Raw genomic sequence first — 23,136 nt, 5'->3', positions numbered from 1 at the left:
CCCTTACTTCATTGCGTGACCAAGAGATTGAAGGTAAGCGATGATGGCATCCATCTCGGTTTTACCTTCTACATCTTTAGACGCATTAGCGATTTGTTCATCTGTATATGGAACACCAAATTGATTGCGGAAGATCTCAAGTTTCTTCTGAGTCAATTTGCCATCCAATACGTTTTCTTCCAGCCAAGGGAACGCTGGCATGTTTGATTCAGGTACTAGTTCACGTGGATCTAGTAGGTGAACACGGTGCCACTCATCTGAGTAACGCCCGCCAACACGTGCTAAATCTGGACCTGTACGCTTAGAACCCCATAGGAATGGGTGTTCCCAAACGTGCTCACCTGCAACAGAGTAGTGACCGTAACGTTCAGTTTCCGAACGGAAAGGGCGAATCATTTGGCTGTGACAAACGTTACAACCTTCACGGATGTAAACATCACGACCTTCCATTTCTAACGCTGTGTAAGCACGTAGGTTCTCTACAGGCTCAGTCGTTTGTTTTTGGAAAATCAGTGGTGTGATTTCTACAAGTGCGCCTAAGCTGATTGCAAATACGATCAGAATTGCTAGCAGACCAACGTTACGTTCAACGATTTCATGGCGATTATTCGAATTAGAACTCATTCTTAAATCTCCTTAAGCTGGCTGCTGGATAGCTTTAAGGCTATCTTTTGGCGCTGTAACAGTTTTGTACGTGTTGTATGCCATTAGGAACATACCTGCTAGGAAGATGAAACCACCTAGGAAACGTACAAAGTAGAATGGGTAAGACGCTTGCACAGATTCAACAAAGCTGTACGTTAGTGTGCCGTCAGAGTTAACTGCACGCCACATTAGGCCTTGCATAACACCAGAAATCCACATTGCTACGATGTAAAGAACCGTACCAATCGTTGCCAACCAGAAGTGCGTGTTGATTAGGCCAACAGAGTACATACGCTCTTGACCGAACAAACGTGGAACTAAGTGGTAAACCGAACCGATAGATACCATTGCAACCCAACCTAACGCACCAGAGTGAACGTGACCAATAGTCCAGTCTGTGTAGTGAGATAGAGCGTTCACTGTCTTAATCGACATCATAGGGCCTTCAAAAGTAGACATGCCGTAGAAAGAAAGAGAAACAATTAGGAAACGTAGAATAGGGTCGTAGCGAAGCTTATGCCAAGCACCAGACAGTGTCATGATACCGTTGATCATACCACCCCAAGATGGAGCGAATAGAACCAAAGACATCACCATACCTAAAGACTGAGTCCAGTCTGGTAACGCTGTGTAATGCAAGTGGTGAGGGCCAGCCCAAATATATAGAGAAACTAAAGCCCAGAAGTGGACAATAGATAGACGGTAAGAGTATACCGGACGTTCTGCTTGTTTAGGTACAAAGTAGTACATCATACCTAGGAAACCAGCTGTCAGTAGGAAACCTACCGCGTTGTGACCGTACCACCATTGAACCATTGCATCGACTGCACCTGAGTAAATGGAGTAAGACTTCCCGTAAGAAACAGGGATAGCCATACTATTTACAATGTGAAGAACTGCAACAGTAATAATGAAGGCACCGAAGAACCAGTTTGCTACGTAAATGTGAGAGGTTTTTCGCTTGATAAGTGTTCCAAAGAACACCACAGCGTAAGCGACCCAAACTATAGCGATAGCGATATCGATCGGCCATTCTAGCTCTGCATATTCCTTACCAGAGGTGTAACCCAATGGTAGTGTGATTGCAGCGGCTAAAATAATCGCTTGCCATCCCCAGAAGGTGAAGGCGACAAGAGGGCCACCAAATAAACGTGTTTGACAGGTGCGCTGTACAACATAATAAGATGTTGCAAATAGTGCACTTGTACCAAACGCAAAAATAACCGCATTAGTATGCAGAGGACGTAAGCGACTGTACGTCAACCACGGCGTATCAAAGTTTAGCTGTGGCCAAACTAATTGAGCGGCAATCAAAACACCAACAGCCATACCGACAATTCCCCACAAAATAGTAACGAGGGTAAACTGACGAACGACCGTATAGTTGTAGTTTTGTTCAAGCTGCTTTTCTTGGCTCATTTGCATGCTTCCAATTTTTAATTAACTACACTTTACTTCCAACACGACAAATGTCGTAATGCCACCCAAATCCCTTGAAAATTGAAATCTTTACAGAAAATTCGATTTCCATTTCGATTTTAAATAAAAGTGGCATTTTCAGCCGACAACTATACTTGAATTAACATTTCAATGACAGAGTAGTAACCTTACACTCCATCTGGTTTTGGCCTTTTATTTCAAAACTTTGAACTTTGTTACACGGAGAAACTGAACACATGGCTGCAGAACGGCTGACAACTGGACGATTTGTTCAAATAATCATCATGTTATCGATCCTTGTCGGGGCATTTTTTTGGAAAACTTTTACATTTCAAGAGGAACAAATCGTTACATGTTCTCTTAAAGAGGAATGTATTTTTTATGTAAACGAAAATCAGATTGTGGCACGTCTGGAAAGTGGCACATTATCAATCAATAATTTTCCGCCTGAATGGCGCGTAAATAGTTCAAATGCCAGAGTGAAAACTGAGAAAAATGACCGTGTTGTTAGGTTTTCTTATCCAGAAGCTCTAAAGGAGTTACCTTTACAAATTGAGTTGGGTGATAACAAAGCAGTCAATGTCAAAATAAGGTTTTAATTGAATGTATTTACAAGAAAATTTCGCGCTAACAAACTATAAGTGATAGATTTCTAAACTATGAACCAGTACGAGTAATCGACGTGATCTTTAATGCACTTTAGTACCCACATTTCCGTAGCCCTCAATGAACCTGACGCAGTTGCTGAACTAGCTTCAGAAATAGACCGCGAACACCTTACGACGCTAGTGTGTTATTACACCCAGGATCATTCGGCAAACAAGTTAAGAAGTCTATTAAGTCATAATTTCCCAGGAGTTCCTATTATGGGGGCATCAACGTGCAAAGGGGTTATGACTGAGAAAGGGGTTCACTTTGGTTGTGTAATCGGAATTATGGCTATTTATGATTCCGGCGTAAGTTCTTATGGGACAGCAACCGTTACAATTGCACCTTGTGACAATGTCACCACCTCCACGCAATTAGCGATAGAGAAAGCGCTTGAAAAAGCAGATCGAGTAGGGGAAGTACCTGGGTTTGTCTTATTACATGCGACCCCTGGACTCGAAGAAGAAATCATTGCATGCATTGATGATACATTTCATACGCAAGTCCCGATTATAGGTGGAAGCTCTGCAGATAATCATATTAAGGGACACTGGTCGATATTTAATGAGGATTTAAGCACCGTACAAGGTGTGGCGTTGCAAGTGTTCTTTCCCTCCAGTTCGTTATCAACCGGGTTCAGTGCTGGCTATTCACCAACCGAGTTCGTGGGAACAGTCACCCGTGCAAATCAACGAGAACTGTTAGAGATTGATCATATACCTGCGCAGCAGATCTACCGAGAATGGGTATGTGACCATGCTGGTGTCGAAGTACCTAAGCACTTTGTATTCGAACTAGTAACTAAGTATCCACTAGGGCGCATTGCAGGCTCGTTATACGAACAGCCTTACTATAAATTGTCTCACCCGATCAGCTTTAGTGAAGAGCAGGGGCTATTGCTATTCAGTGATATTTCGGAAGGTGATCAAGTAACACTTATGTCTGGGGACCGAGACAAGCTAGTAGGGCGAGCAACGCGCGTACTAAAAGAAGCGCAAAGGAACTCACTTAGACGCGATCAGATTGCAGGTGCACTCAGTATATTCTGTGCTGGCCCAATGTTGTATTTAGGTGAAGACATTCACCGAGTTCAATCGATGATTGTAGACGAATTAGGAGATACCCCTTTTATCTGTCCTTTCACATTTGGTGAGCAGGGCCGTTTCATCGGTGGGGAAAACGCTCATGGTAATTTAATGATCTCCTCAGTCGTATTTTATTCTTAGTGGTGCATTTATGCGTTTGAAAGACAAAGAAGAATTGGCTGAAGCACTTATAGAGCTCAAACAAAGCCAAGAAAGAGAGAAGCAACTAGCGGCAGAGAACCAAGCGATTCTTGATGCAATTTCGAGTATTACCGGGGCGGATAACAAGCACCATATCTTTCATGAACTGAAGCGCGTGCTTTCTCTGCATATAGATTTTTCTGACTTTGTGGTACTTAGTCGCACTCAGGGAGAAGATTTATATCGAACTTTTCTTACTTCTAACTCTGCATTTGTTAACGCGCAATGGGAGCAGTCTCCAAAGTTTGAACGCGTTCTTGATGGTGAATGCACAATCCTGTTTGAGCCCAATAAACTTCAGGGTTTTAGCAAACTAAATCACTTCTTGAGAGACCATATACAGAGCGTGTTACTCACTGGCATTAAAACGACGATATCTGAATCGGTCATACTTCTACTTGGAGCGAAGAAAGGGCAGTTTAGTTTAGAGACGCGCGATACGTTGTCACGTTTTAGGCCTTTGCTTGAGCGAGCAATCATAGATATAGAACAAAAAGAAAGCCTTAAGGAACTGGTCGAGCTCAGAACACAAGAGCTTAAGTTAGCGCAGCAAAAAGCAGAGACAGCAAACGAAGCTAAATCTCGCTTTCTTGCCATGATGAGTCATGAATTACGTACTCCATTAAATACAGTGCTCGGCTTTATAGACTTGTTACAGGAAGATATCCAAACCCCTCGACACTTGGAAGCTCTGGACAAAATGGAGATTTCAGCTGAGCTATTGTTGGTATTGATCAACGATATTCTCGATTTGACTAGAATTGAATCCGGTAACTTCCCAATTCAAAAAACGTGGGTCGAATTACACAGTAAATTGAGTGTGATGTTGGAACATTTTTCAAAACTCGCACGAGATAAAGGCCTAGAGTTTCATGTGGATTTGAGTTTCTCGGAACGGGAAATGTTATGGGTCGATCCGACTCGCGTCATACAGATAGTGTTTAATCTAGTGGGTAACGCAGTGAAGTTCACAGAGCAAGGATATGTCTCTATCAAAGGAAAGCTCGACAACGATGTCTTACGAATTTCAGTTGCAGATAGTGGAATTGGTATCGAACGAGATAGGCTCGAGCACCTCTTTACACCTTTCAAACAGGCCGATAGCTCAATTACACGTATGTATGGTGGTAGTGGTTTGGGCTTGTCTATCACTAAACACCTCACTACATTGATGAATGGTGATATTTCTGTTTCGAGTGTGAAAGGCAAGGGTTCGCAGTTTAGTGTCTCACTTCCTGTAGTCTCTAAACCAATTGAAAGCTCTCCAATCAGATTCACGCCTGACATAGAGTTAAGCAGTAATCTGAATGTTCTGGTCGTAGAAGATACGTATTCCAATCAGATGGTTATCAAATTGCTGCTAGAAAGAAGTGGTTACAACGTCATAACCCTAAACAATGGCCAGGAAGCGCTCGACTATCTTAAAGGGAACATAAAAAGTGTCGACTTAATTTTAATGGACATGTCGATGCCAATAATGGATGGTGTGACCGCGACAAGACACATCCGTAAGTTGTGTAATATAACGCCCGTGATCGCGTTAACGGCTCATGCTATGGAGTGTGATAAACAAAAGTGTTTGGACGCAGGGATGAACGCATTTGTATCTAAACCTATAAGAAGCAAAGAAATCCATAAAGCGATAAAGATGGTTGTAAGCTAATAATCAGTTGAGAATCGAAGATTAACTAACTGATTATTAGGTATTTTATGGTAAATCCGTTTATGTTTAATGCTTAGGGCGGTTATATTAAAAAATAGAGGGGCGGACTGTAATACTATGAAATGCTACACTTGATTTAACATAATATACATAATGCGCACCAACTATAACCTTAGTTATTCGTCGATATATGGATTCTAATGAACTTCTCTGGCTCTTCATATTTCACTTTTTGGCCAATCTTAACGGCTTTCTTACTGAGTTTGCAAAGCTGTGTGCTTCCTCGAGTTTGAATGCGTTTGACCACAGCTTTGTTCTGTTTGTGTTCCATTTGGAAAGTTATGTCACAGTAACCAAACTGAACGAGTTGCCGTTTATCTATATAACGCTCTACTTTCTTTTTAAGCGTTTTAGCGGCAATGTTGTGCTCGGCGTCGTCGGATTGAACTGGCAATGAAAAACCAATGAACACCAGTACAAATAATATTAGCTTCATACAATTCGACCTCCAGATTTAGAGGTCGATTATCAGTAAGTATTACCATACGCTCAATCTAAGTTAAATCCTTCACGAGCAGCCCTGGCTTCTTTCATACTTTGCAAACACCAGATTACGCTCTTTTTGAGCCTGGCTTGCTTGAAAACCCTTGGTGAGGAAAAACATTTCGAATACGTTGCTGAACTTTCTTTGGTACAGCTTCAGAAAAAACCAATTTCATACCAGTGCGCTGTTGATAAACTTTAAATATTCCGTCAAATGGGACGATATCGGCAATTTCTTCAACGTTATGGCGAAACTTCGGTGGGAAATGCCCTTTGACCTTTACGATCTTACCAGCTTGGAACTTAACTTTAAGGACAGGTCTATCTACAGCTACTAGCCAAAAAACCACGATCGCTGCAATAAGAATTACATAAAGCATACTTGCTCCTTAATCAGACAATAGCTTACTCAGGTCTTCTTTTAAATTACTTACAGCCTTGCTTGCTTTTTCACTTCTTGAAGCCTCTGATAACAGATATTCGATAGCATCGGATAACGTGCACCCCAACTCATTAGCTCGAAACGAAAGCTTCTCCCATACACGGTAGTCCAAATCAATGGATTTCTTTTTAGTATGAATTTGCTCTGCATTAAAGTGACGCTTGCGCTTAGCACGAATAGCCTGCTTCATCTTGTTGTCTAGTTCTAGCGACATATGGTTGTCGATCCATTCCAAAACAAGAGTCGGTTCGTGTTCAATTTTTTGGAGTAACTTTACCGCTGCCTCTACTTCGCTGGAGTCGATGTGACGAGTTACTGCTTCACCGTCTTTCCACTTTTTAATTAGATACTGCCATTTCCAGCCACACTCTAGATTTTCAAGCTGTTGGTATTTCATGATGGTTTCCTTGCAAGTTATGGTGACAGCGTAACCCATACCTTGTTGATGTTCAATCTGCGACTTCAAAAACCGGAGAGAGATCATTTATCTATATAGCGGTTTACATTTTTCCGCTATACTTTGCATCCTTTTAAATCACTTTGAAGTTTTCATGAATCAAGAGATCTGGCGCGCCGTTACCCCTCAATACAATGAAATACAGTCTGTTCTAAATCGATTTGAAGAGATCGAATCTAACGAGTTTATGCAAACACAACCTCGATTGTGTAGTGCACTAGAGCATTTCGTTTCGTTGTTCGGTATTTCACGCGTAATGATGGTGAATTCGCCGGACAATGCGCTCTATCGTAAAGTTATTGCGAATAAGTTGATCCAGATTATAGGCAACAAACCTATTGTAGCGAGTGAAACACTCGATCCTTTAGAGGTATTCGGGCGATACAAAGTGATGGAAGGTGGTTCGATTGAGCAACATGATGGGCTATTGGATAAGGCCCATGGTGGTTACTTGATTTTGTCTGCCAATTTTATATTGTCCAACCCAGTAAGTTGGTTAAAGTTAAAGTCTGCGTTATTAGGCGAAGCTGTTTCTTCAATAAATGTTGATTCTAAGGCAATTGGCCAGAGTATTCAGGGCCGTCGCTATGATCTGAAAATCATTATTGTAGGGGATCGTTCTCAGCTTGCAGAAATAGATTATCTTGATGCCGATATCCATACCGGTCTTTGTTTGTTTGGGGAAGTTGAATTAGAGATCAATCTGAGTGCCGCCAATACAGAGTTGTATTTAGGATACCTCAAGTGGCTCGTAAAAGAATATCAGCTCCCTACTCTTACCCATTCTGCGATAGACCGCTTACTGGTCGCTGGCGCAAGATATACAGAGGATCAAAGGTATGCGCCACTTTGCCTGATGTGGCATCTCGCACTAATACAAGAAGCTGCTCTCGTCTCAAAAACGCGTGACATTGAATATCAACATATTGACCAAGCAATAGACCAAAAACTCTATCGTGAATCTTATCTGCCTGAGCGAGCTTTATCAGATATCCTTGATGGCCAGGTAATCATCGAAACGGAAGGTATGCAAGTTGGTCAGGTCAACGGATTAACCGTCATCGATGTTCCTGGTCACCCGCAATCTTACGGAGAGCCGGCTCGAATATCTTGTGTGATTCACTTCGGCGATGGTGACGTCTCTGATGTTGAACGTAAAGCTGAGCTGGCTGGCAATCTACATGCAAAAGGCATGATGATCATGCAAGCATTTGTAAGCAGTGCTCTGAATCTTGATGAGCCTTTACCCTACTCTGCTTCGCTCGTTTTCGAACAATCTTACTGTGAAGTCGACGGTGATAGCGCATCACTTGCAGAGCTTTGCTGTTTTGTCAGCGCACTTTCAGAATACCCAATTAATCAGCAGATTGCGGTTACAGGTGCAGTAGATCAATTCGGTCGAGTCCAAGCTGTTGGCGGTTTGAATGAAAAGATCGAAGGCTTTTATCACGTCTGCAAACACCAAGGCCTAACTGGTTCACAAGGCGTTATTTTGCCGCGTAGTAACCTAAAGCATTTAGCACTTCATAAAGATGTCATTGAAAGCATAAAGAATGGTGACTTCCATTTGTGGCCAGTCTCCAATGTCGATGAAGCGACCCCAATATTGTTGGATAAACCATTCCGTGGAGAAGACGAGAACAGTGTTATTGCCAAAATAGCGGAACGTATTGAAAACTTTGAAAGACTTGAGCATCCACCCACGGTGTTAGACAAGTTAAAAAACTTGTTTAGATCTCACTGATCGGAGTTGTTTAGCGTACACCTGTTCACTAACATGCTCGTATCAAAAATTGGAGTAATTGATAATGCAAAACAAACGTGATTCATATAACCGTGACGATCTACTAGCATCAAGCCAAGGTGAGTTGTTCGGCCCTGGTTACCCTCAGCTTCCTGCGCCAAATATGCTTATGATGGACCGAGTGACTAAAATGTCGGAAACGGAAGGCGACTACGGTAAAGGCCTAATCTTGGCTGAGTTAGATATTACTCCGGATCTATGGTTCTTTGACTGCCACTTCCCTGGAGACCCGGTAATGCCTGGTTGTCTTGGCTTAGATGCGATGTGGCAACTTGTTGGCTTCTTCCTTGGCTGGGTTGGAGGCAAAGGTAAAGGCCGCGCACTAGGTGTTGGCGAAGTTAAATTTACCGGGCAAATCCTTCCTACTGCCAAAAAAGTGACTTATGAAATTCACATGAAGCGTGTTGTGAATCGTAAGTTAGTAATGGGCCTAGCAGATGGCCGCGTATTGGTAGATGGCAAAGAAATCTACGTAGCTAAAGACCTGAAAGTAGGTCTTTTCCAAGATACTTCTGCGTTCTAAATGATGTATTGATATTAGCGACTCATTTGAGTCGCTTTTTTGTTCTCAATATATTTAGTTATAGTGCATTAGATATTTACTAAAAAGCCCCTTTATCAGGGGCTCTCCTTCTGTTGTATGTGGAGGGTTGTGTTATTTGTAGAGGCCAGCTTGTTTATCGTCTCTGGCATCACGCCAACCACCTAACCAATAGGACCGAGCATCCATCTGCTGGTAAGGGCACGTTTCGGATGAACGTCCGTTAAGCCCTGCCTTGTACCCTTGAGATTGCGCTCTTTCTAGGCGGTCACGCTTTTGTCTCTTCATAGTGTCGTCCTCATACATAAAATTTGTTCTAACGTACTACTATTAAAATTATGTGGATCTTTTATTAACCCACAATTAAGAATCGATCAAAAAACGTCCTTTCACAAGCATTAAAAAAGGCACAACTCCAAAAGTGTGAAGTTGTGCCCTAGATGAAAATTTAACCTATTTTCTACGGAACCCTAGCAATCCAAGTACGGATAACATCAACCAGCTAAGAGAACCGCCGCTACGTTCGACAACAGGATCATCAATACCGCGAGGTTCGATATCACTATTGCTCGCTCCTTGAATCGGAATCAGTTTTACCGCAACCATCGTCTCTGTTTGTGAACCACCACCACAATATGAGTTGTGAGTCGTGTCATCGTATCCACCTTCACATTTGATGGCTGTGCCTGAAATAACGCCTGCGTCATTGATGTCAGTAGCATCGATTATACGATATTCGTTGTTTGAATCAGAATACGACCCACCATTAGTTAGGTTATCGAGGAATTGAGCTTGATTACCAATAATTGCACTGCGATCAGTATCAACGTTATACGGATAAATGAATGCACGCTTGCGCCTTGGCTTACCATCATTCTCACGGGTATCTTCGGCGTCAAGTTGCCCAACGATCTCGTTATAGTTGTTGATAGCCCCTACTTTACCGCCAGCACCATCAAAGAAGATGCCACCACTTAAGAAGCTTGCTTTCGGACTTGAGCTTGATGCGTCATCAACAACAAATATCTTGTTACCCGCCGCCCCGTTTTGAGGTTTACTGCCAGATAGCTTTGCAGTACCAACAACAACTAAGTTATCGTTAATCGCTGAAGCTACTGAGTTACTGTGGATGAAGTCACCATCGATCTTAGATTGAACTTTGTCAATCTCACGCTTAGACCAAGCACTAGCGGTCGCGTAATCAGACTCGGTAACAGAAAAGATAGTAGCATTGTAATAATTGTCATCTCTGTAGGTGTTGTAGCCTACCGCATAAATTTTTCCGTCTTTTACAACGATATCACGCAAGCTGCCCTGTGCAATCAGTTCACCGTCTTTTTCTGGGACATTAGAAGCCCACCCTATTTGGACAGGTGATTCATTGTTTTTCCATATGGAAGCTTTCGAAGAATGCTGTTCACCATTTTCGTTGCTTACTTGTCTTGCGATACTTCCCACAGCATAAGTATTAGTGCTATCTACTGCCCAAGCTCTACCCTGATACCAATCATTAGGAGCAACACCATCAGGCGTTACTGGAGATACGATGCGGTTTCGAGTGCCAGAGTTCTGCTGATTCCAGTCTTGAGGCGCTGTACTTTGGTTACCTACCGGTGATACTGCACTAGCTGGGTCAGTTGGATCTGCGGCAAGGCTATTGATAACGTTATTAAAGGCATTGTCATATGCGCTAGGGTCGTCTTCTACAAACGCTAACACGTTAGAAGTCTGGTTCCCATTTAGTTCTCTTTCCCACACCTTCCAATGCTGATCAGCCCACGACTCACAAGTAGAGTAAAGTAACTCTCGGTAGCAATAGCTTTCAAAGTCGCCGCGTTCGTCAAGATAAGCAAATGTCCGATCCATCGCCCACGGCACTTCCTCACGATAGCTATTGCCTTCAACATCGACCCATGTTTCGCCACCTAACTTGAATTGAGACGCTGAACATGATGTTCCAAAACAACCCATATCACCGCCAAAAGTACTTGGCTGAATCGCAACGCCATGTACTTCGCTATATTCGCCGTCGCTTATCCCCTCAGGGGCGACTTCGACAATTTGATACAACGCCGCATTTGCATTCAGCGCAGTAAATACTGTAGCTGCGACTGCTGAAACTTTAAATAACTTACTACTCATCGGTACTTAACTTTCCTGTTGCATCGCTTCGAGCTCTTCCCAGCGCTCGAACGCAATTTCTAGCTCCTGCTCTTTAGCAGACAGCTTATCTAATATCGTTTGTGTTTGCTCTACAGGCTTTGAAAAGAATTCAGGGGTATTAACCTCGCCTTGTAATGCTTCAATTTCAACTTCCAATTCCTCTAAAAGCGAAGGAAGTGATTCGAGCTCGCGCTGTAGTTTATAAGACAATTTCTTTGGCTTATTGTTTAGTGGCGCATTTTTGGGAGTTTCCTCAACGACTTTTTTCTCTTTTGGCGCAGATTGCACACCTCTTGATGCTTTTACCTGAGCCCTTTGCTGTTGAGCGTCGTGATAACCGCCGACAAACTCTTCAATTACTCCGTTACCTTCAAATATCCAACTCGTTGTTACGGTGTTATCTACAAACTCACGGTCGTGACTAACCAATAACAACGTTCCCTGATAGTTGGCAAGCAAATCCTCTAAAAGTTCCAAAGTTTCTATATCTAAATCGTTAGTTGGTTCATCTAGAATCAGCAGGTTGTTCGATTTGAGGAAAATTCGAGCAAGTAAAAGCCTATTCTTCTCACCACCGGATAAAGCTTTTACAGGAGTACGCGCGCGTTTGGGCGCAAACAAAAAATCTTGTAGATAGCTTAATGCGTGCCTTTCACGACCACCAACCATCACTTCTTGCTTGCCGTCAGCCAAGTTGTCTATGACTGATTTTTCAGGATCGAGCACTTCACGATATTGGTCAAAGTACGCGACTTCGAGCTTAGTTCCGCAGTGTAAGCGGCCAGAGTCTGGTTTTAACTGATCAAGAAGCAGCTTTAGTAATGTACTTTTACCACAGCCGTTTGGCCCAATCAGTGCGATACGGTCACCACGCATAATATTAAAGGAGAAGTCTTCGACGATCTTCTGTCCTTCAATCGTATAGTTAAGGTTCTCTGCTTCAAACACGATTTTACCTGACCGAGCAGCATCATCGATTTGTAGATTTACCTTACCTTGTACTTCTCGCCTTTCACTACGCTCTTGTCGAAGCTTTTTAAGCGCTCTTACACGGCCTTCGTTACGTGTTCGACGAGCTTTAATACCCTGACGAATCCACACTTCTTCCTGTGCAAGTTTTTTATCGAACTCCGCATTCTGCATTTCTTCGACTCGGAGCAACTCTTCTTTTTCGGTTAAGTAGTTATCATAATCACCAGGGAAAGAATTGAGCTTGCCTCTATCAAGATCAACGATACGCGTTGCCATTGACTTGATGAAAGTACGGTCGTGAGAAATGAAGATTATCGAACCTCTGAAATCTTTTAAGAAGGTTTCAAGCCACTCAATTGTGGTGACATCCAAGTGGTTGGTTGGTTCATCAAGTAGTAGAACATCGGGGTCGCATACAAGAGCCCTAGCTAACGCAGCTTTGCGCTGCCAACCACCGGATAAATCCGTTAGTTTAGTATGCCCATCTAATTTCAAAGCCCCGAGTACGTTTTTGATCCTATCTTCAAAACGCCAAGCGCCGGCGTGTTCTAATGACTCTTGAATACGAGCCAGTTTGTTCATATTGCTTTCTGAAGGGTCAACAGCAACCAGATCCAGCTGATCTTGGTAGATCTTCAGCTGTTCGCCTATGCCAGCTAAGCCGCCAGAAACATAATCAAGTACGGTGCCTTCTTGATTCCTCGGTGGATCCTGTTCGAGGCGAGAAACAACAACATCCTGAGTAACTTGCATCTTGCCGTCATCTAGAACAATTTCTCCAGACAGCACTTTCATCATTGTTGACTTGCCGGCCCCATTGCGCCCAACAAGACAAACACGTTCATTTTCCTGTAAAGCAAAATCGGCGTGATCGAGTAATGGGTGATCACCAAATGCCAACTGCGCGTTATGTACTGTAAGTAATGCCATTATTATCCAACCAATTCTTTAACTGTTCTAAATCAAATGGCCAATTGAGCTCATTCGCTTCAAATTTTACTACAGGTATCGTGACACCGTAACGGATAAACAACTCGTCGTTACCTGCGATATCAATAACTTCAACGCTGCGTTTTAACCCAGCCTCTGTGATCAATTCCAAAGCCATTTCGCATAAATGGCACCCTTCAGTGCTGTATAGCGTTAACAAAATAGAATCCTTTCAATCTTATTTGTGAGTAATAACCCAGCAATTATGAATGTGCTTATTCCTACCAAAATCTAAAGGCAGTGTTTGAGAAGAAATATTCTTAGCTTGTAAGCCTAACTCCTCCAAAGCTGCGTTATCCATTTTGAAATGACGCTTATTATTTGAAAACACGATAGTACCGTCTTCTCTTAGTAAACGTTTCAAGTTAGTCATTAACGTGACATGGTCACGTTGAACATCGAATGTTTGTTCCATTCTCTTCGAGTTAGAAAATGTTGGGGGATCGATAAAGATAAGATCGTATTGGCCTTTCGAGTTAGCCAGCCACTGCAAACAATCAGCTTGTTCAAACTGGTGCTGACGTCCAACCTGACCGTTAAGTTTCATGTTATCTTTCGCCCACTCAAGATAAGTGTTCGACATATCGACTGTCGTAGTCGACTTAGCACCGCCACAAGCTGCATGAACAGTAGCAGAACCGGTGTAGGCAAATAAATTCAAGAAGTCTTTGCCTTGCGCCATTTCACCCAACTTACGACGAGTGATTTTGTGATCGAGGAACAACCCCGTGTCTAGGTAATCGTGAAGGTTGATTATCAACTTAACACCATACTCATTCACGGTTAGTCGCTCAGACTGCTGAGCCAGTTTTTGATACTGTGAACGTCCTTTCTGCTTTTCTCGTACTTTGAGAACAACGTTGTTAGCATCAGTTTCAGTTACTTGGATCGCCGCACGAATGATATCAGTCAGTCTACGTTTCGCTTTTTCTTCTGGGATGTTCTTTGGAGCTGCATACTCTTGGATGACAAGATGGTCCAAATAGATATCTATTGCTACGTTGTACTCTGGTAAGTCAGCATCATAAATACGATAGCAATCGAGTTTTTCTTTACGCGCCCACTTTCCTATTTTCGCGATGTTCTTTTTTAATCTGTTAGCAAAGTCAGGTGCTATTTCGATAGACGCATCTGGATTTCCAGCTTGCTGACCACTGCGTTCAGAGATCGAATAGTTCTTTTGGTGACAAGGTAACGCACCATTATTAAGCTTAAATTGCTTATCGGCACGCATTCTTAAGCAGCTTAATAGCTCATCAGAACTAGAGAAGATAGACGCCGAGCAACCACCAAACTCAGCCTTTAACTGTGCACCAAATGCGGTGTATAACGCGATAAGGCCAGGATGAGTACCTAAGCGCTCACCATAAGGTGGATTGCTTACAATTACGCCATTCTCAAACTCGCTAGGACGCGTTACTTTTGCTGCGTCACCTACGTTGAATTCGATCAGAGATTCCACACCGGCTCTACGTGCGTTATCACGAGCCGTTTTAATTACTCTTTCGTCGTTATCAAAACCGTAGAATTTAGCGTCAACTTTTTTGACGCCCCTTCTCGCTTGTACCTTGGCTTCCGACTTAATCTCTGCCCAAAGTTCAGGCTCAAAATCCTCTAGAGATTCGAAACCCCAGCGCTCTCTTTTGACTCCTGGAGCCATGTTTGCAGCCATCATAGCGGCTTCTATAAGCAAGGTACCAGAACCACACATAGGATCTAGCAATGGCTTATCATGTTGCCATTCACTTCTTAGTAAGATAGCTGTCGCTAAGGTTTCACGTAGTGGAGCGCGACCTGATTCAGGACGATAACCACGTTGGTGCAAGCCTCCGCCAACCATATCGATGCCCAGCAAAGCTTTGTCTTTATGAAGACGAACATGGATTCTAAGATCTGCACGATCTTTACTGATCGAAGGTCTAGGTAGATTTTTCTTTTCAAAACAATCGACTACAGCATCTTTAACTTTCATCGCACCATATTGGCTGTTACGGATCTCACGGTTTGTACCATTGAAATCAACAACAAACTTCTTACTACTATGGAAGTGATTTACCCAATTAATAGCCGTAGCTGATAGGTATAAGTCCATGTCGTCTTGACACGTGAACTCAGACAGAACGCGTACAAAGCGTGAGGCAAGCCTACTCCACAGGCAGCAGCGATAAATCTGCTCATTGGAAGCCTTAAATTTCACCCCTGCCTGGACAGGCTTAGCGTTAGTGATCCCAAGATTCTTAAGCTCTTCAGCTAACAGGTTCTCTAAACCATTAGAGGTTACCGCAAGATATTGATGCATAGCGTTCTTTAGTTTTGAAAAATGACTGCACATTATACCTGACAATCCTTATTGAGAGTAAACGATAGAACGAATTTTCTTACTCTTCGCCGCTAACTGCTCAGCATTTATTCATTTATTTTTTAGCCTTTATAGTCTTTACCGTTTTTCTATATCTACATTTTTACTTGCCTACAGGCGAAGTGAATACTTATTCTCGGTAATATTGGTCTATACCACACACTTATATTGACTGTAATTGACTTACAAAAACGCATTAAAGGAGGAATAAATGGCGATACTGGCCATCTTTAGGCCAACTTTTAATCGCCGTTGAGAGGCAAAAAAATTTCTATATCGCTATAAATCTCACAAATAAAACTTTGATAACTAATTAGCGACACCGAATTTTGAACAAAAAAAATCGGCCTATTGGCCGATAGAAAGTTCTAATGAAACGAAGGAACGAATAATGTGAGTGGTTCGCTAACCTACCATAGCAATTGGATGGCTTAGAAATTCGTGGTTAGCGACAGAAATTCTGTCATGCATGACTTTAATTGCTTGACCAAATACTAGTGATTTGGTGCTGGTTAGATTGAATCCGTCTAAATCAATACATGCACATAAGCTAGCTGACTCGCCTACTTCTAATACAATAAAATAACCGTCGCTGTGGGCGTTTCTCATACGTATTAAATCACCCTCTTTCGGTGATTCATCCCCAGAGCTTAGACCATCAAAAAACCAACTCTTTGGCTGCACCGTTTTGTGGAACCGTTTGGCAGCCACACAATATAGAGCAAGTTCGGCTTGGCGAGGTTCAGATAAAGAAAGATAGGATAGCTGTTCGCGAAAAATTTCGAACGCTGCAGCATCGTCAACAGAGAATTCGTTGATCGCGAGGGCGCAATCGACAAGAAGTTTACGAGATAAGTTGGTTTTGAATACCATGTCTTGACCCAGGTCCAGCATAAGATAGCCTTCCCTGTCGTCATAATACCAAGTCCATTTGTCACTGGGTTTAAGCATCGTTCCAATCTCTATTCTGGTTAGTAACTAGGTAAACGCTTAATTACCTTTCTGTTGATTTGGTAATTTTATGTGGGATAAGTCAAAAAAAAAGAGGAAATGAATACTCATTTCCTCTCAATATCATCTAATTATTGGCCTAGAGCTAGTTGTGACAATGTCACTCATAATTAAAGATTTTTAACGATGTCTCTTACCAGTGCTGGTCCGTGGTAAATAAAACCAGAGTAGACCTGAACGAGATTTGCACCTGCCATCATTTTTTCTTTAGCGGCGACAAATGAATCTACCCCACCGACACCAATGATAGGTAGTTTGCCTTCAAGCTCTTCGTGAAGTCGACGAACAACTTCTGTACTACGCGATTGAACAGGTCGACCACTCAAACCACCGGCTTCATGAGAATGCTTCATTCCTTCAACGACGGTTCTATCTAACGTGGTATTAGTTGCGATAACACCATCGATGTTATTTTTGATCAATGAATCACAGATTTGACTGATTTCATCGTCACTTAGATCCGGTGCGATCTTCAGAGCTAAAGGTACATACTTACCATGCTTTTCAGCAAGCTCGCTCTGTTTGACTTTCAGCTCTGACAGCAGCTCATCTAACGCCTCACCGTATTGTAGTGAGCGAAGCCCCGGAGTATTTGGAGAAGAAATATTGACAGCAATGTATCCTGCGTATTGATACACCTTCTCCATACAAATCAAGTAATCTTCTGCACCCTTCTCAATTGGCGTATCTTTGTTTTTACCAATATTAATACCAAGTACACAGTTAAACTTTGAGTTCTTTACATTCTCTACTAGATTATCAACCCCGAGATTGTTGAAGCCCATTCGGTTGATAATGCCTTCCGCTTCAACAAGACGGAATAAACGCGGTTTATCATTTCCAGTTTGTGGACGTGGAGTTACTGTACCCACTTCGACAAAACCAAAACCCATTGCGTCAAATGCTTCGATACACTCGCCATTTTTATCAAGGCCGGCAGCTAAGCCAACTGGGTTTCTAAAGGTAAGTCCCATACATTCAACAGGACGATGTGGAAGCTGTTGACGATAGAGAAGATCGAGGGGTGTACCGGTGAATCGTTTGAAATTTTTAATTGCTAGATCATGTGCCTTTTCGGCATCAAGTTGGAAAAAGCCAGTCCTGGCTAGACGGTAAAGCATTGTGCCTCCGAAAGAAAAAAGCCCCGTATAAACGGGGCCTTATTATTTACTCATTTGCTGCACAATTCAAATTTAATAGCATTAATTCCCGTAAAGCGACGGAGAATTTTGCAAATTCATGCACCGAGCCCACTTTGAACTCGTTTAAAATGTTTTCCCAACGATGTAATGACAGCTCATTGGTTAAGATCCAATCATCAAGCGCTTTCATCACATCAAGCTCTTCAGGCGTACAACTGCAACTTAGGACTTGGCCCGTAAGTTGTCGCTGCTGCCAGTCAAGATCTTCACGGAACGCAGCTCTTGCCAGTGCCTGCCAGTTATTGTCAACAGCTTGGCCGTTGATTTGTTTCAAGAACCAGTGCAGTGATAAACGATCGCCCAAATTGTAGTACAGCTTCGCTGTTTGCTCGATTGTTTTACCTTTCTCTCGAGATACTGTTGAAATATCCAGTACTGAATACAAGCTAGACAGACGAGCCACATAGTTTGCGATGTCACTAGAGATACCCTGCTCGATCCAGCGGTTGGCCATCTCATTGTGCTCCGCGACTTCTTCCGGAACCAACATATCATCTAAGTTAGCTTTGATCGTGTTAACGTCCGCTTGGTATAACTCAATTAATGCATTAACCGACTGTTTACCTGTACGGTTGCGAAGTAACCAACGAGACAGACGGCGTAATGTACGTCTTACGTAGTACATCACATCGTATTGAGTTTGAGCACTCGCTTCGTTATCAAGTGCACGGATTTGAGTCAGAATATCGCCTAAACCATAGATCTCACGGGATGCGACGTAGGCATTAGCAATGTCGACAACATTTGCCCCTGTCTCTTCTTGAAGACGAGTGACAAAGTTACAACCCATTTCGTTAACCATTTGATTAGCAAGAACTGTCGCTATGATCTCAGCACGAAGAGGGTGATTGTCCATGTACTGAGAATAGTTACGGCGTAACTCAGTTGGGAAGTAAGTGATAAGCTTCTGAGCGTGGAATTCATCATTAGCAATGTCATCGTGAACCAACTCTTCCTTCAGAACCATTTTGCCATAAGCAATAAGTACAGAAAGCTCTGGACGAGTTAGCGCTAATCCAAGTTTTTCACGCTCTAACAAGGTCTCATCATCAGGAATGTATTCTAATGCGCGGTCAAGGTGCCCTGCTTTTTCCATTGTATGAATAAAGCGGATTTGCTCTTTAACCAATGAAACGCCTTGATGTTCTGTAACAGAAATAGACTCAGATTGGCAATACGCATCGTCTAGAACGATTTCACCTACTTCGTCTTCCATAGACTCAAGGATCTTATTGCGCTGCTTAACAGTTAGATCACCATTAGTCACCAAACCATTTAGGAAGATCTTGATATTTACTTCGTTATCCGAGCAGTCTACACCGCCAACATTATCCACAAAGTCAGTGTTAACACGGCCACCAGCTAGAGCATATTCAATACGCCCAAGTTGAGTCATACCAAGGTTACCACCTTCCCCAACCACTTTCGCTTTCAGATCACTACCGTTGATACGAAGTACATCATTCGCACGGTCGCCTACATCAGTATGAGTCTCTGATGCTGCTTTAACGTAAGTACCAATACCACCATTCCAAAGTAGATCCACTTCCATAGAAAGAATCGCTTTGATCAAATCATTTGGTGCCATTGACGCTTTCTTGGTACCAAGCATTTTTTGAATTTCTGGTGTTAGAGCAATAGATTTCGCGCGGCGAGAGAAAATACCACCGCCTTTAGAAATTAGCTTGCTATCGTAATCTTCCCAGCTAGATCGTGGCAGCTTGAATAAACGATCACGTTCTTTCCAACTTGAAGCTGAGTCTGGGTTTGGATCGATGAAAATATGCATATGGTTAAACGCGGCTTGCAGACGGATATGCTTAGATAACAACATCCCGTTACCAAATACGTCACCAGCCATGTCACCAACACCGATTGCCGTGAAATCAGTTGTCTGACAGTTAATTCCCATCTCACGGAAGTGACGTTTAACCGATTCCCAACCACCTTTCGCTGTGATACCCATAGCTTTGTGGTCGTAGCCGTTAGAGCCACCCGACGCAAATGCATCACCTAGCCAGAAGTTGTACTCTTCTGAAACAGAGTTAGCCAAGTCAGAGAATGTCGCTGTGCCTTTATCAGCAGCAACGACCAAGTACGGGTCGTCCTCGTCATGACGCACGACGTTCTTAGGATGTGCAACTTCACCTTCAATGATGTTATCTGACACATCGAGTAATGCTCTGATGAAACGCTTATAACAACGTTGACCTTCAGCGAAGATCTCATCACGTGCTGTTAGAGTATGTTGTCTCTTACATACGAAACCACCCTTCGCCCCAACAGGAACAATAACGGTGTTCTTAACTTGTTGTGCTTTAACCAAACCTAAAATTTCCGTGCGGAAATCTTCTTGACGATCTGACCAACGCAATCCACCACGCGCAACCTTACCACCACGCAGATGCACACCTTCAATGTCTGGTGCATAAACGAAAATTTCGAACGCTGGAACCGGTTGAGGAATCTCTGGAATATCACTTGGTTTCATCTTCAACGATAGCCAAGGCTTATACTGCTTATTATCGTCCAACTGATAGTAGTTGGTACGAAGAGTCGCAGTGATCATTTCCATATAGCGACGAATGATACGGTCATCATCCAAGCTCTCAACATGATCAAGCTGCTCGGTAATCTTCTTAATAAGATCGTTTTGACCTTTTTGGCTGCCTTTCGATTTAGGTTCAAAGCGCTTAGCGAAAAGATCCACTAGGCCTTTTGCTAGATCTGGATAATGGCTCAGCGTATCTTCAATGTATTGTTGACTGAATGGGAAGCCAACTTGGCGCATATAACGAGCATAAGCACGTAAAATTGAGATTTCACGTCCTGTTAATGAAGCGCCTAATACCAATCGGTTAAAGCCATCACTTTCTAGATCGCCAGCCCAAATTGCAGCAAATGCTTGCTGGAATCGATCACGAGCTTCACGTAGATCCACAGTTTTCTCGCTCTTATGAAGCATTGAGAAATCTAGGATCCAATAAGTTTGGCCATTTGTTTTACTCACTTGGTAAGGAGATTCACCAATCACACGTAAGCCAAGGTTTTCAAGCATAGGCATTACATCAGAAAGGTGGATTGGCTCATCACGGTGGTACAGTTTCAAGCGCACCGCTTTTGAATCCGCCGCCTCTTCTTGTGGGCGATAGAACAGCATACCAAGTTTGTTATCATCACTTAGTGATTCTAAGCGCTCAATGTCTGCAACCGCAGATCCTGGCATCATGTCTTCTTTGTACGAACGAGGGAATGCACGCAAATATTCTTTAGAAAGTGGTAACCCTTTGCTTTCACCAAAGTTTGCGATAATCGCGTCTGATAAACGATCATCCCAAGTAGAAGATGCTTCCATTAAGTTTTGCTCGATTGTTTTTACATCTACGTCCATGTTGTTGTTATCAACACGAACAATATAGTGAGTTCTTGCTAGTGGACTTTCAGAGAAGTAAGTTGTGAATTCAACCTCTTGCTCACAACCAAAGTACTGCTTTAGGATTCTCTGGGTTTGACGACGAAGTTCCGTGTTATAACGATCTTTCGTTACATAAACCATACAGCTGAAGAAACGTCCAAATGGGTCTTTGCGAACAAACAAACGAAGCAAGTCACGATCTTGCATTTGAACGACACCCATACCTACTTCAAGCAGTTCGTTTTCTTTAGCTTGTAGCAGTTCATCTCGTGGGTAGTTTTCTAAAATATTGTGCAGTGCTTTGTATGAATATGAGCCGTCTCGGTAACCACTCGACTCCAAGATACGTTCTACTTTCTCTTGGATCAGTGGAATACTTTCAACACTTTGGTTATAGACTGCTGAGGTATAAAGGCCAGTAAATCGATGCTCACCAATCACCTTGCCGTTCTTATCGAACTTCTTAACGCCAATGTAGTCGGTGTATGCAGGACGATGGATACGTGACTGAGTGTTGCCCTTGGTAACAATAAGCAAGAAAGGCTTTTTCGCTTCTAAACGAGCAGAATCAGGGAAATCTGATAGTTTTACGCTACGGACTCGACGCTCATTGGCAAACAAACCAAGGCCTTTATCTTTCGTTGGCCTTAACTCGGTATCACCATCGACTGAAACTAAGTCGTACTCTTTATAGCCCATGAAGGTGAAATTGTGATTTCCTAACCAACGTAGGAACTTGACGGTGTCTTCGTAGTGATCACCTTCAATAGAAATTTTGTCTTTTTGTGCTTCGACTTCGTTGGTCACTTGCTCTAGCTTTTCAACCATCAGCAACCAATCTTTAACAACCAGTCCCGTATCGTTCATGATACTAAGAAGTTCGTTTTTCAGCGAAGCCATTTCTTCTTTGCTACTTAGACGGTCAACCTCAACGTGGAACAGCGATTGGAAACCACCTTCCCCTGAGTTAATTCCTTTTATGACGCCTTTATCATCACGCTCTATTTGAGTTGGACCATGAAGCATTAAGTGAGAAGAAAGATCTAAACGGCTGAGTGCCATTTTTACTGAATCGACTAGAAATGGGCTGTCTGGAACGACCATTTCTACAATTGTGTGTGTTGACTGCCAACCCTGGCGGCTAACTGTTGGATTGAATACTCGTACAGAAATCTCTTCCGGATTCTTTTCATTGATATGGTGCCAAAGGCTGACAACCGCACCGTATAAATCCGATTCGTTTCTTTCCATCAGGTCATCTTGTGCAATATTGCTAAAAAGATGCTGAGCGAGTTGTGTAACTAAAGGTTGATGAGCAAGCTCGAGTTTGTCTTGAATAAGCTTATACACTTTTTCAAGCAGAACCGGCATTAAAGTTTCACGCGCGGTCATATTCACACTCCACAATTAGAATTGTATGTTTTTTGTAGGGGATGGTGTAAGCATAGTGCCTACTTCGGGTAATGCAGAGTTATTGTAAAAGCTTTATTGATAAATAGTTAATTGTTTTACAGGTGGTAAGAGGTGAAATGTTTGATAATGTGATTAAAGTTCT

Annotated in this window: 18 protein-coding genes; 5 read left to right on the top strand and 13 right to left on the bottom strand. The window is 42.6% G+C overall.

The annotated features are described in order from the left end of the window. Positions 1-3 precede the first annotated feature (3 nt). Together ccoO and ccoN are read right to left on the bottom strand one after the other, a co-directional pair. Positions 4-624 carry a cytochrome-c oxidase, cbb3-type subunit II gene (gene ccoO / locus J4N42_RS07205; RefSeq protein WP_252030752.1) on the bottom strand — a complete coding sequence of 207 codons (621 nt, stop codon included), beginning with the start codon at positions 622-624 and terminating at the stop codon, positions 4-6. 12 nt (positions 625-636) lie between these two features. After that, positions 637-2,064: a cytochrome-c oxidase, cbb3-type subunit I gene (ccoN, locus tag J4N42_RS07200; RefSeq protein WP_252030750.1), complete on the bottom strand. Its 1,428-nt coding sequence runs from the start codon at positions 2,062-2,064 to the stop codon at positions 637-639. A gap of 257 nt (positions 2,065-2,321) precedes the next feature. On the opposite strand from ccoN, the gene J4N42_RS07195 reads away from it, so the two are divergent. The 3 genes from J4N42_RS07195 (at position 2,322) to J4N42_RS07185 (ending at position 5,682) form a co-directional block, all read left to right on the top strand. Further along, entirely contained in the window at positions 2,322-2,684 is a 363-nt protein-coding gene (locus J4N42_RS07195) for a hypothetical protein (RefSeq protein WP_252030749.1), read from the top strand. Between the two features lie 162 nt (positions 2,685-2,846). Further along, the gene (locus J4N42_RS07190; protein ID WP_252030799.1) at positions 2,847-3,959 is read left to right on the top strand and encodes an FIST signal transduction protein; all 1,113 of its coding nucleotides are present in this window, start codon (positions 2,847-2,849) and stop codon (positions 3,957-3,959) included. A 10-nt stretch (positions 3,960-3,969) separates the two neighbouring features. Next, positions 3,970-5,682: a response regulator gene (locus J4N42_RS07185; protein WP_252030748.1), complete on the top strand. Its 1,713-nt coding sequence runs from the start codon at positions 3,970-3,972 to the stop codon at positions 5,680-5,682. 172 nt (positions 5,683-5,854) lie between these two features. Here the strand turns inward: J4N42_RS07185 and J4N42_RS07180 are convergent, their stop codons facing one another. From J4N42_RS07180 to matP, 3 genes are all read right to left on the bottom strand, one after another. Then, entirely contained in the window at positions 5,855-6,178 is a 324-nt protein-coding gene (locus J4N42_RS07180) for a hypothetical protein (protein WP_252030747.1), read from the bottom strand. Positions 6,179-6,293: 115 nt separating this feature from the next. Further along, entirely contained in the window at positions 6,294-6,605 is a 312-nt protein-coding gene (locus J4N42_RS07175; protein ID WP_252030746.1) for a DUF3634 family protein, read from the bottom strand. A 9-nt stretch (positions 6,606-6,614) separates the two neighbouring features. Further along, positions 6,615-7,064 carry a macrodomain Ter protein MatP gene (matP, locus tag J4N42_RS07170; protein ID WP_252030745.1) on the bottom strand — a complete coding sequence of 150 codons (450 nt, stop codon included), beginning with the start codon at positions 7,062-7,064 and terminating at the stop codon, positions 6,615-6,617. 154 nt (positions 7,065-7,218) lie between these two features. Between matP and J4N42_RS07165 the strand changes: the two genes are divergently transcribed. Together J4N42_RS07165 and fabA are read left to right on the top strand one after the other, a co-directional pair. Beyond that, complete coding sequence (locus tag J4N42_RS07165; RefSeq protein ID WP_252030744.1) at positions 7,219-8,868, top strand: S16 family serine protease; 1,650 nt, start codon at positions 7,219-7,221, stop codon at positions 8,866-8,868. Positions 8,869-8,932: 64 nt separating this feature from the next. Beyond that, positions 8,933-9,451: a bifunctional 3-hydroxydecanoyl-ACP dehydratase/trans-2-decenoyl-ACP isomerase gene (gene fabA, locus J4N42_RS07160; RefSeq protein ID WP_252030743.1), complete on the top strand. Its 519-nt coding sequence runs from the start codon at positions 8,933-8,935 to the stop codon at positions 9,449-9,451. 132 nt (positions 9,452-9,583) lie between these two features. On the opposite strand, the gene rmf is transcribed toward fabA, so the two are convergent. The 8 genes from rmf to J4N42_RS07120 form a co-directional block, all read right to left on the bottom strand. Beyond that, complete coding sequence (rmf, locus tag J4N42_RS07155; RefSeq protein ID WP_252030741.1) at positions 9,584-9,757, bottom strand: ribosome modulation factor; 174 nt, start codon at positions 9,755-9,757, stop codon at positions 9,584-9,586. 165 nt (positions 9,758-9,922) lie between these two features. Then, on the bottom strand, positions 9,923-11,611 hold the full coding sequence (locus tag J4N42_RS07150; RefSeq protein WP_252030740.1) for a DUF3466 family protein: 1,689 nt from the start codon (positions 11,609-11,611) through the stop codon (positions 9,923-9,925). 6 nt (positions 11,612-11,617) lie between these two features. Then, on the bottom strand, positions 11,618-13,534 hold the full coding sequence (locus tag J4N42_RS07145) for an ABC transporter ATP-binding protein (RefSeq protein ID WP_252030739.1): 1,917 nt from the start codon (positions 13,532-13,534) through the stop codon (positions 11,618-11,620). Next, positions 13,512-13,754 (bottom strand): glutaredoxin family protein, encoded by a 243-nt coding sequence (locus J4N42_RS07140; RefSeq protein WP_252030738.1) that lies wholly within the window; start codon positions 13,752-13,754, stop codon positions 13,512-13,514. The genes J4N42_RS07145 and J4N42_RS07140 overlap by 23 nt, the downstream gene beginning before the upstream one ends. A gap of 18 nt (positions 13,755-13,772) precedes the next feature. After that, a complete protein-coding gene (gene rlmKL, locus J4N42_RS07135) occupies positions 13,773-15,893 on the bottom strand; it encodes a bifunctional 23S rRNA (guanine(2069)-N(7))-methyltransferase RlmK/23S rRNA (guanine(2445)-N(2))-methyltransferase RlmL (RefSeq protein WP_252030737.1) in 2,121 nt (706 codons plus the stop codon). Between the two features lie 465 nt (positions 15,894-16,358). Continuing rightward, positions 16,359-16,904, bottom strand: coding sequence for a cell division protein ZapC (locus J4N42_RS07130; RefSeq protein ID WP_252030736.1), 546 nt, complete (start codon positions 16,902-16,904; stop codon positions 16,359-16,361). Between the two features lie 170 nt (positions 16,905-17,074). Further along, entirely contained in the window at positions 17,075-18,085 is a 1,011-nt protein-coding gene (pyrD, locus tag J4N42_RS07125; RefSeq protein ID WP_252030735.1) for a quinone-dependent dihydroorotate dehydrogenase, read from the bottom strand. Between the two features lie 46 nt (positions 18,086-18,131). Then, positions 18,132-22,973: an NAD-glutamate dehydrogenase gene (locus tag J4N42_RS07120; protein ID WP_252030734.1), complete on the bottom strand. Its 4,842-nt coding sequence runs from the start codon at positions 22,971-22,973 to the stop codon at positions 18,132-18,134. Positions 22,974-23,136 lie beyond the last annotated feature (163 nt).

It is taken from the genome of Vibrio sp. SCSIO 43135, assembly GCF_023716665.1.
GTDB classification, from domain to species: Bacteria; Pseudomonadota; Gammaproteobacteria; order Enterobacterales; family Vibrionaceae; genus Vibrio; species Vibrio paucivorans.
Note: the sequence above shows the minus strand (reverse complement) of the source record. Positions and strands in the feature narration are given on the sequence as shown.

Coding starts and splice junctions, on each gene's coding strand:
- ccoO (WP_252030752.1), bottom strand. CDS start 624: ATGAGTTCTAATTCGAATAATCGCCATGAAATCGTTGAACGTAACGTT.
- ccoN (WP_252030750.1), bottom strand. CDS start 2,064: ATGAGCCAAGAAAAGCAGCTTGAACAAAACTACAACTATACGGTCGTT.
- J4N42_RS07195 (WP_252030749.1), top strand. CDS start 2,322: ATGGCTGCAGAACGGCTGACAACTGGACGATTTGTTCAAATAATCATC.
- J4N42_RS07185 (WP_252030748.1), top strand. CDS start 3,970: ATGCGTTTGAAAGACAAAGAAGAATTGGCTGAAGCACTTATAGAGCTC.
- J4N42_RS07180 (WP_252030747.1), bottom strand. CDS start 6,178: ATGAAGCTAATATTATTTGTACTGGTGTTCATTGGTTTTTCATTGCCA.
- J4N42_RS07175 (WP_252030746.1), bottom strand. CDS start 6,605: ATGCTTTATGTAATTCTTATTGCAGCGATCGTGGTTTTTTGGCTAGTA.
- matP (WP_252030745.1), bottom strand. CDS start 7,064: ATGAAATACCAACAGCTTGAAAATCTAGAGTGTGGCTGGAAATGGCAG.
- J4N42_RS07165 (WP_252030744.1), top strand. CDS start 7,219: ATGAATCAAGAGATCTGGCGCGCCGTTACCCCTCAATACAATGAAATA.
- fabA (WP_252030743.1), top strand. CDS start 8,933: ATGCAAAACAAACGTGATTCATATAACCGTGACGATCTACTAGCATCA.
- rmf (WP_252030741.1), bottom strand. CDS start 9,757: ATGAAGAGACAAAAGCGTGACCGCCTAGAAAGAGCGCAATCTCAAGGG.
- J4N42_RS07150 (WP_252030740.1), bottom strand. CDS start 11,611: ATGAGTAGTAAGTTATTTAAAGTTTCAGCAGTCGCAGCTACAGTATTT.
- J4N42_RS07145 (WP_252030739.1), bottom strand. CDS start 13,534: ATGGCATTACTTACAGTACATAACGCGCAGTTGGCATTTGGTGATCAC.
- rlmKL (WP_252030737.1), bottom strand. CDS start 15,893: ATGCATCAATATCTTGCGGTAACCTCTAATGGTTTAGAGAACCTGTTA.
- J4N42_RS07130 (WP_252030736.1), bottom strand. CDS start 16,904: ATGCTTAAACCCAGTGACAAATGGACTTGGTATTATGACGACAGGGAA.
- pyrD (WP_252030735.1), bottom strand. CDS start 18,085: ATGCTTTACCGTCTAGCCAGGACTGGCTTTTTCCAACTTGATGCCGAA.
- J4N42_RS07120 (WP_252030734.1), bottom strand. CDS start 22,973: ATGACCGCGCGTGAAACTTTAATGCCGGTTCTGCTTGAAAAAGTGTAT.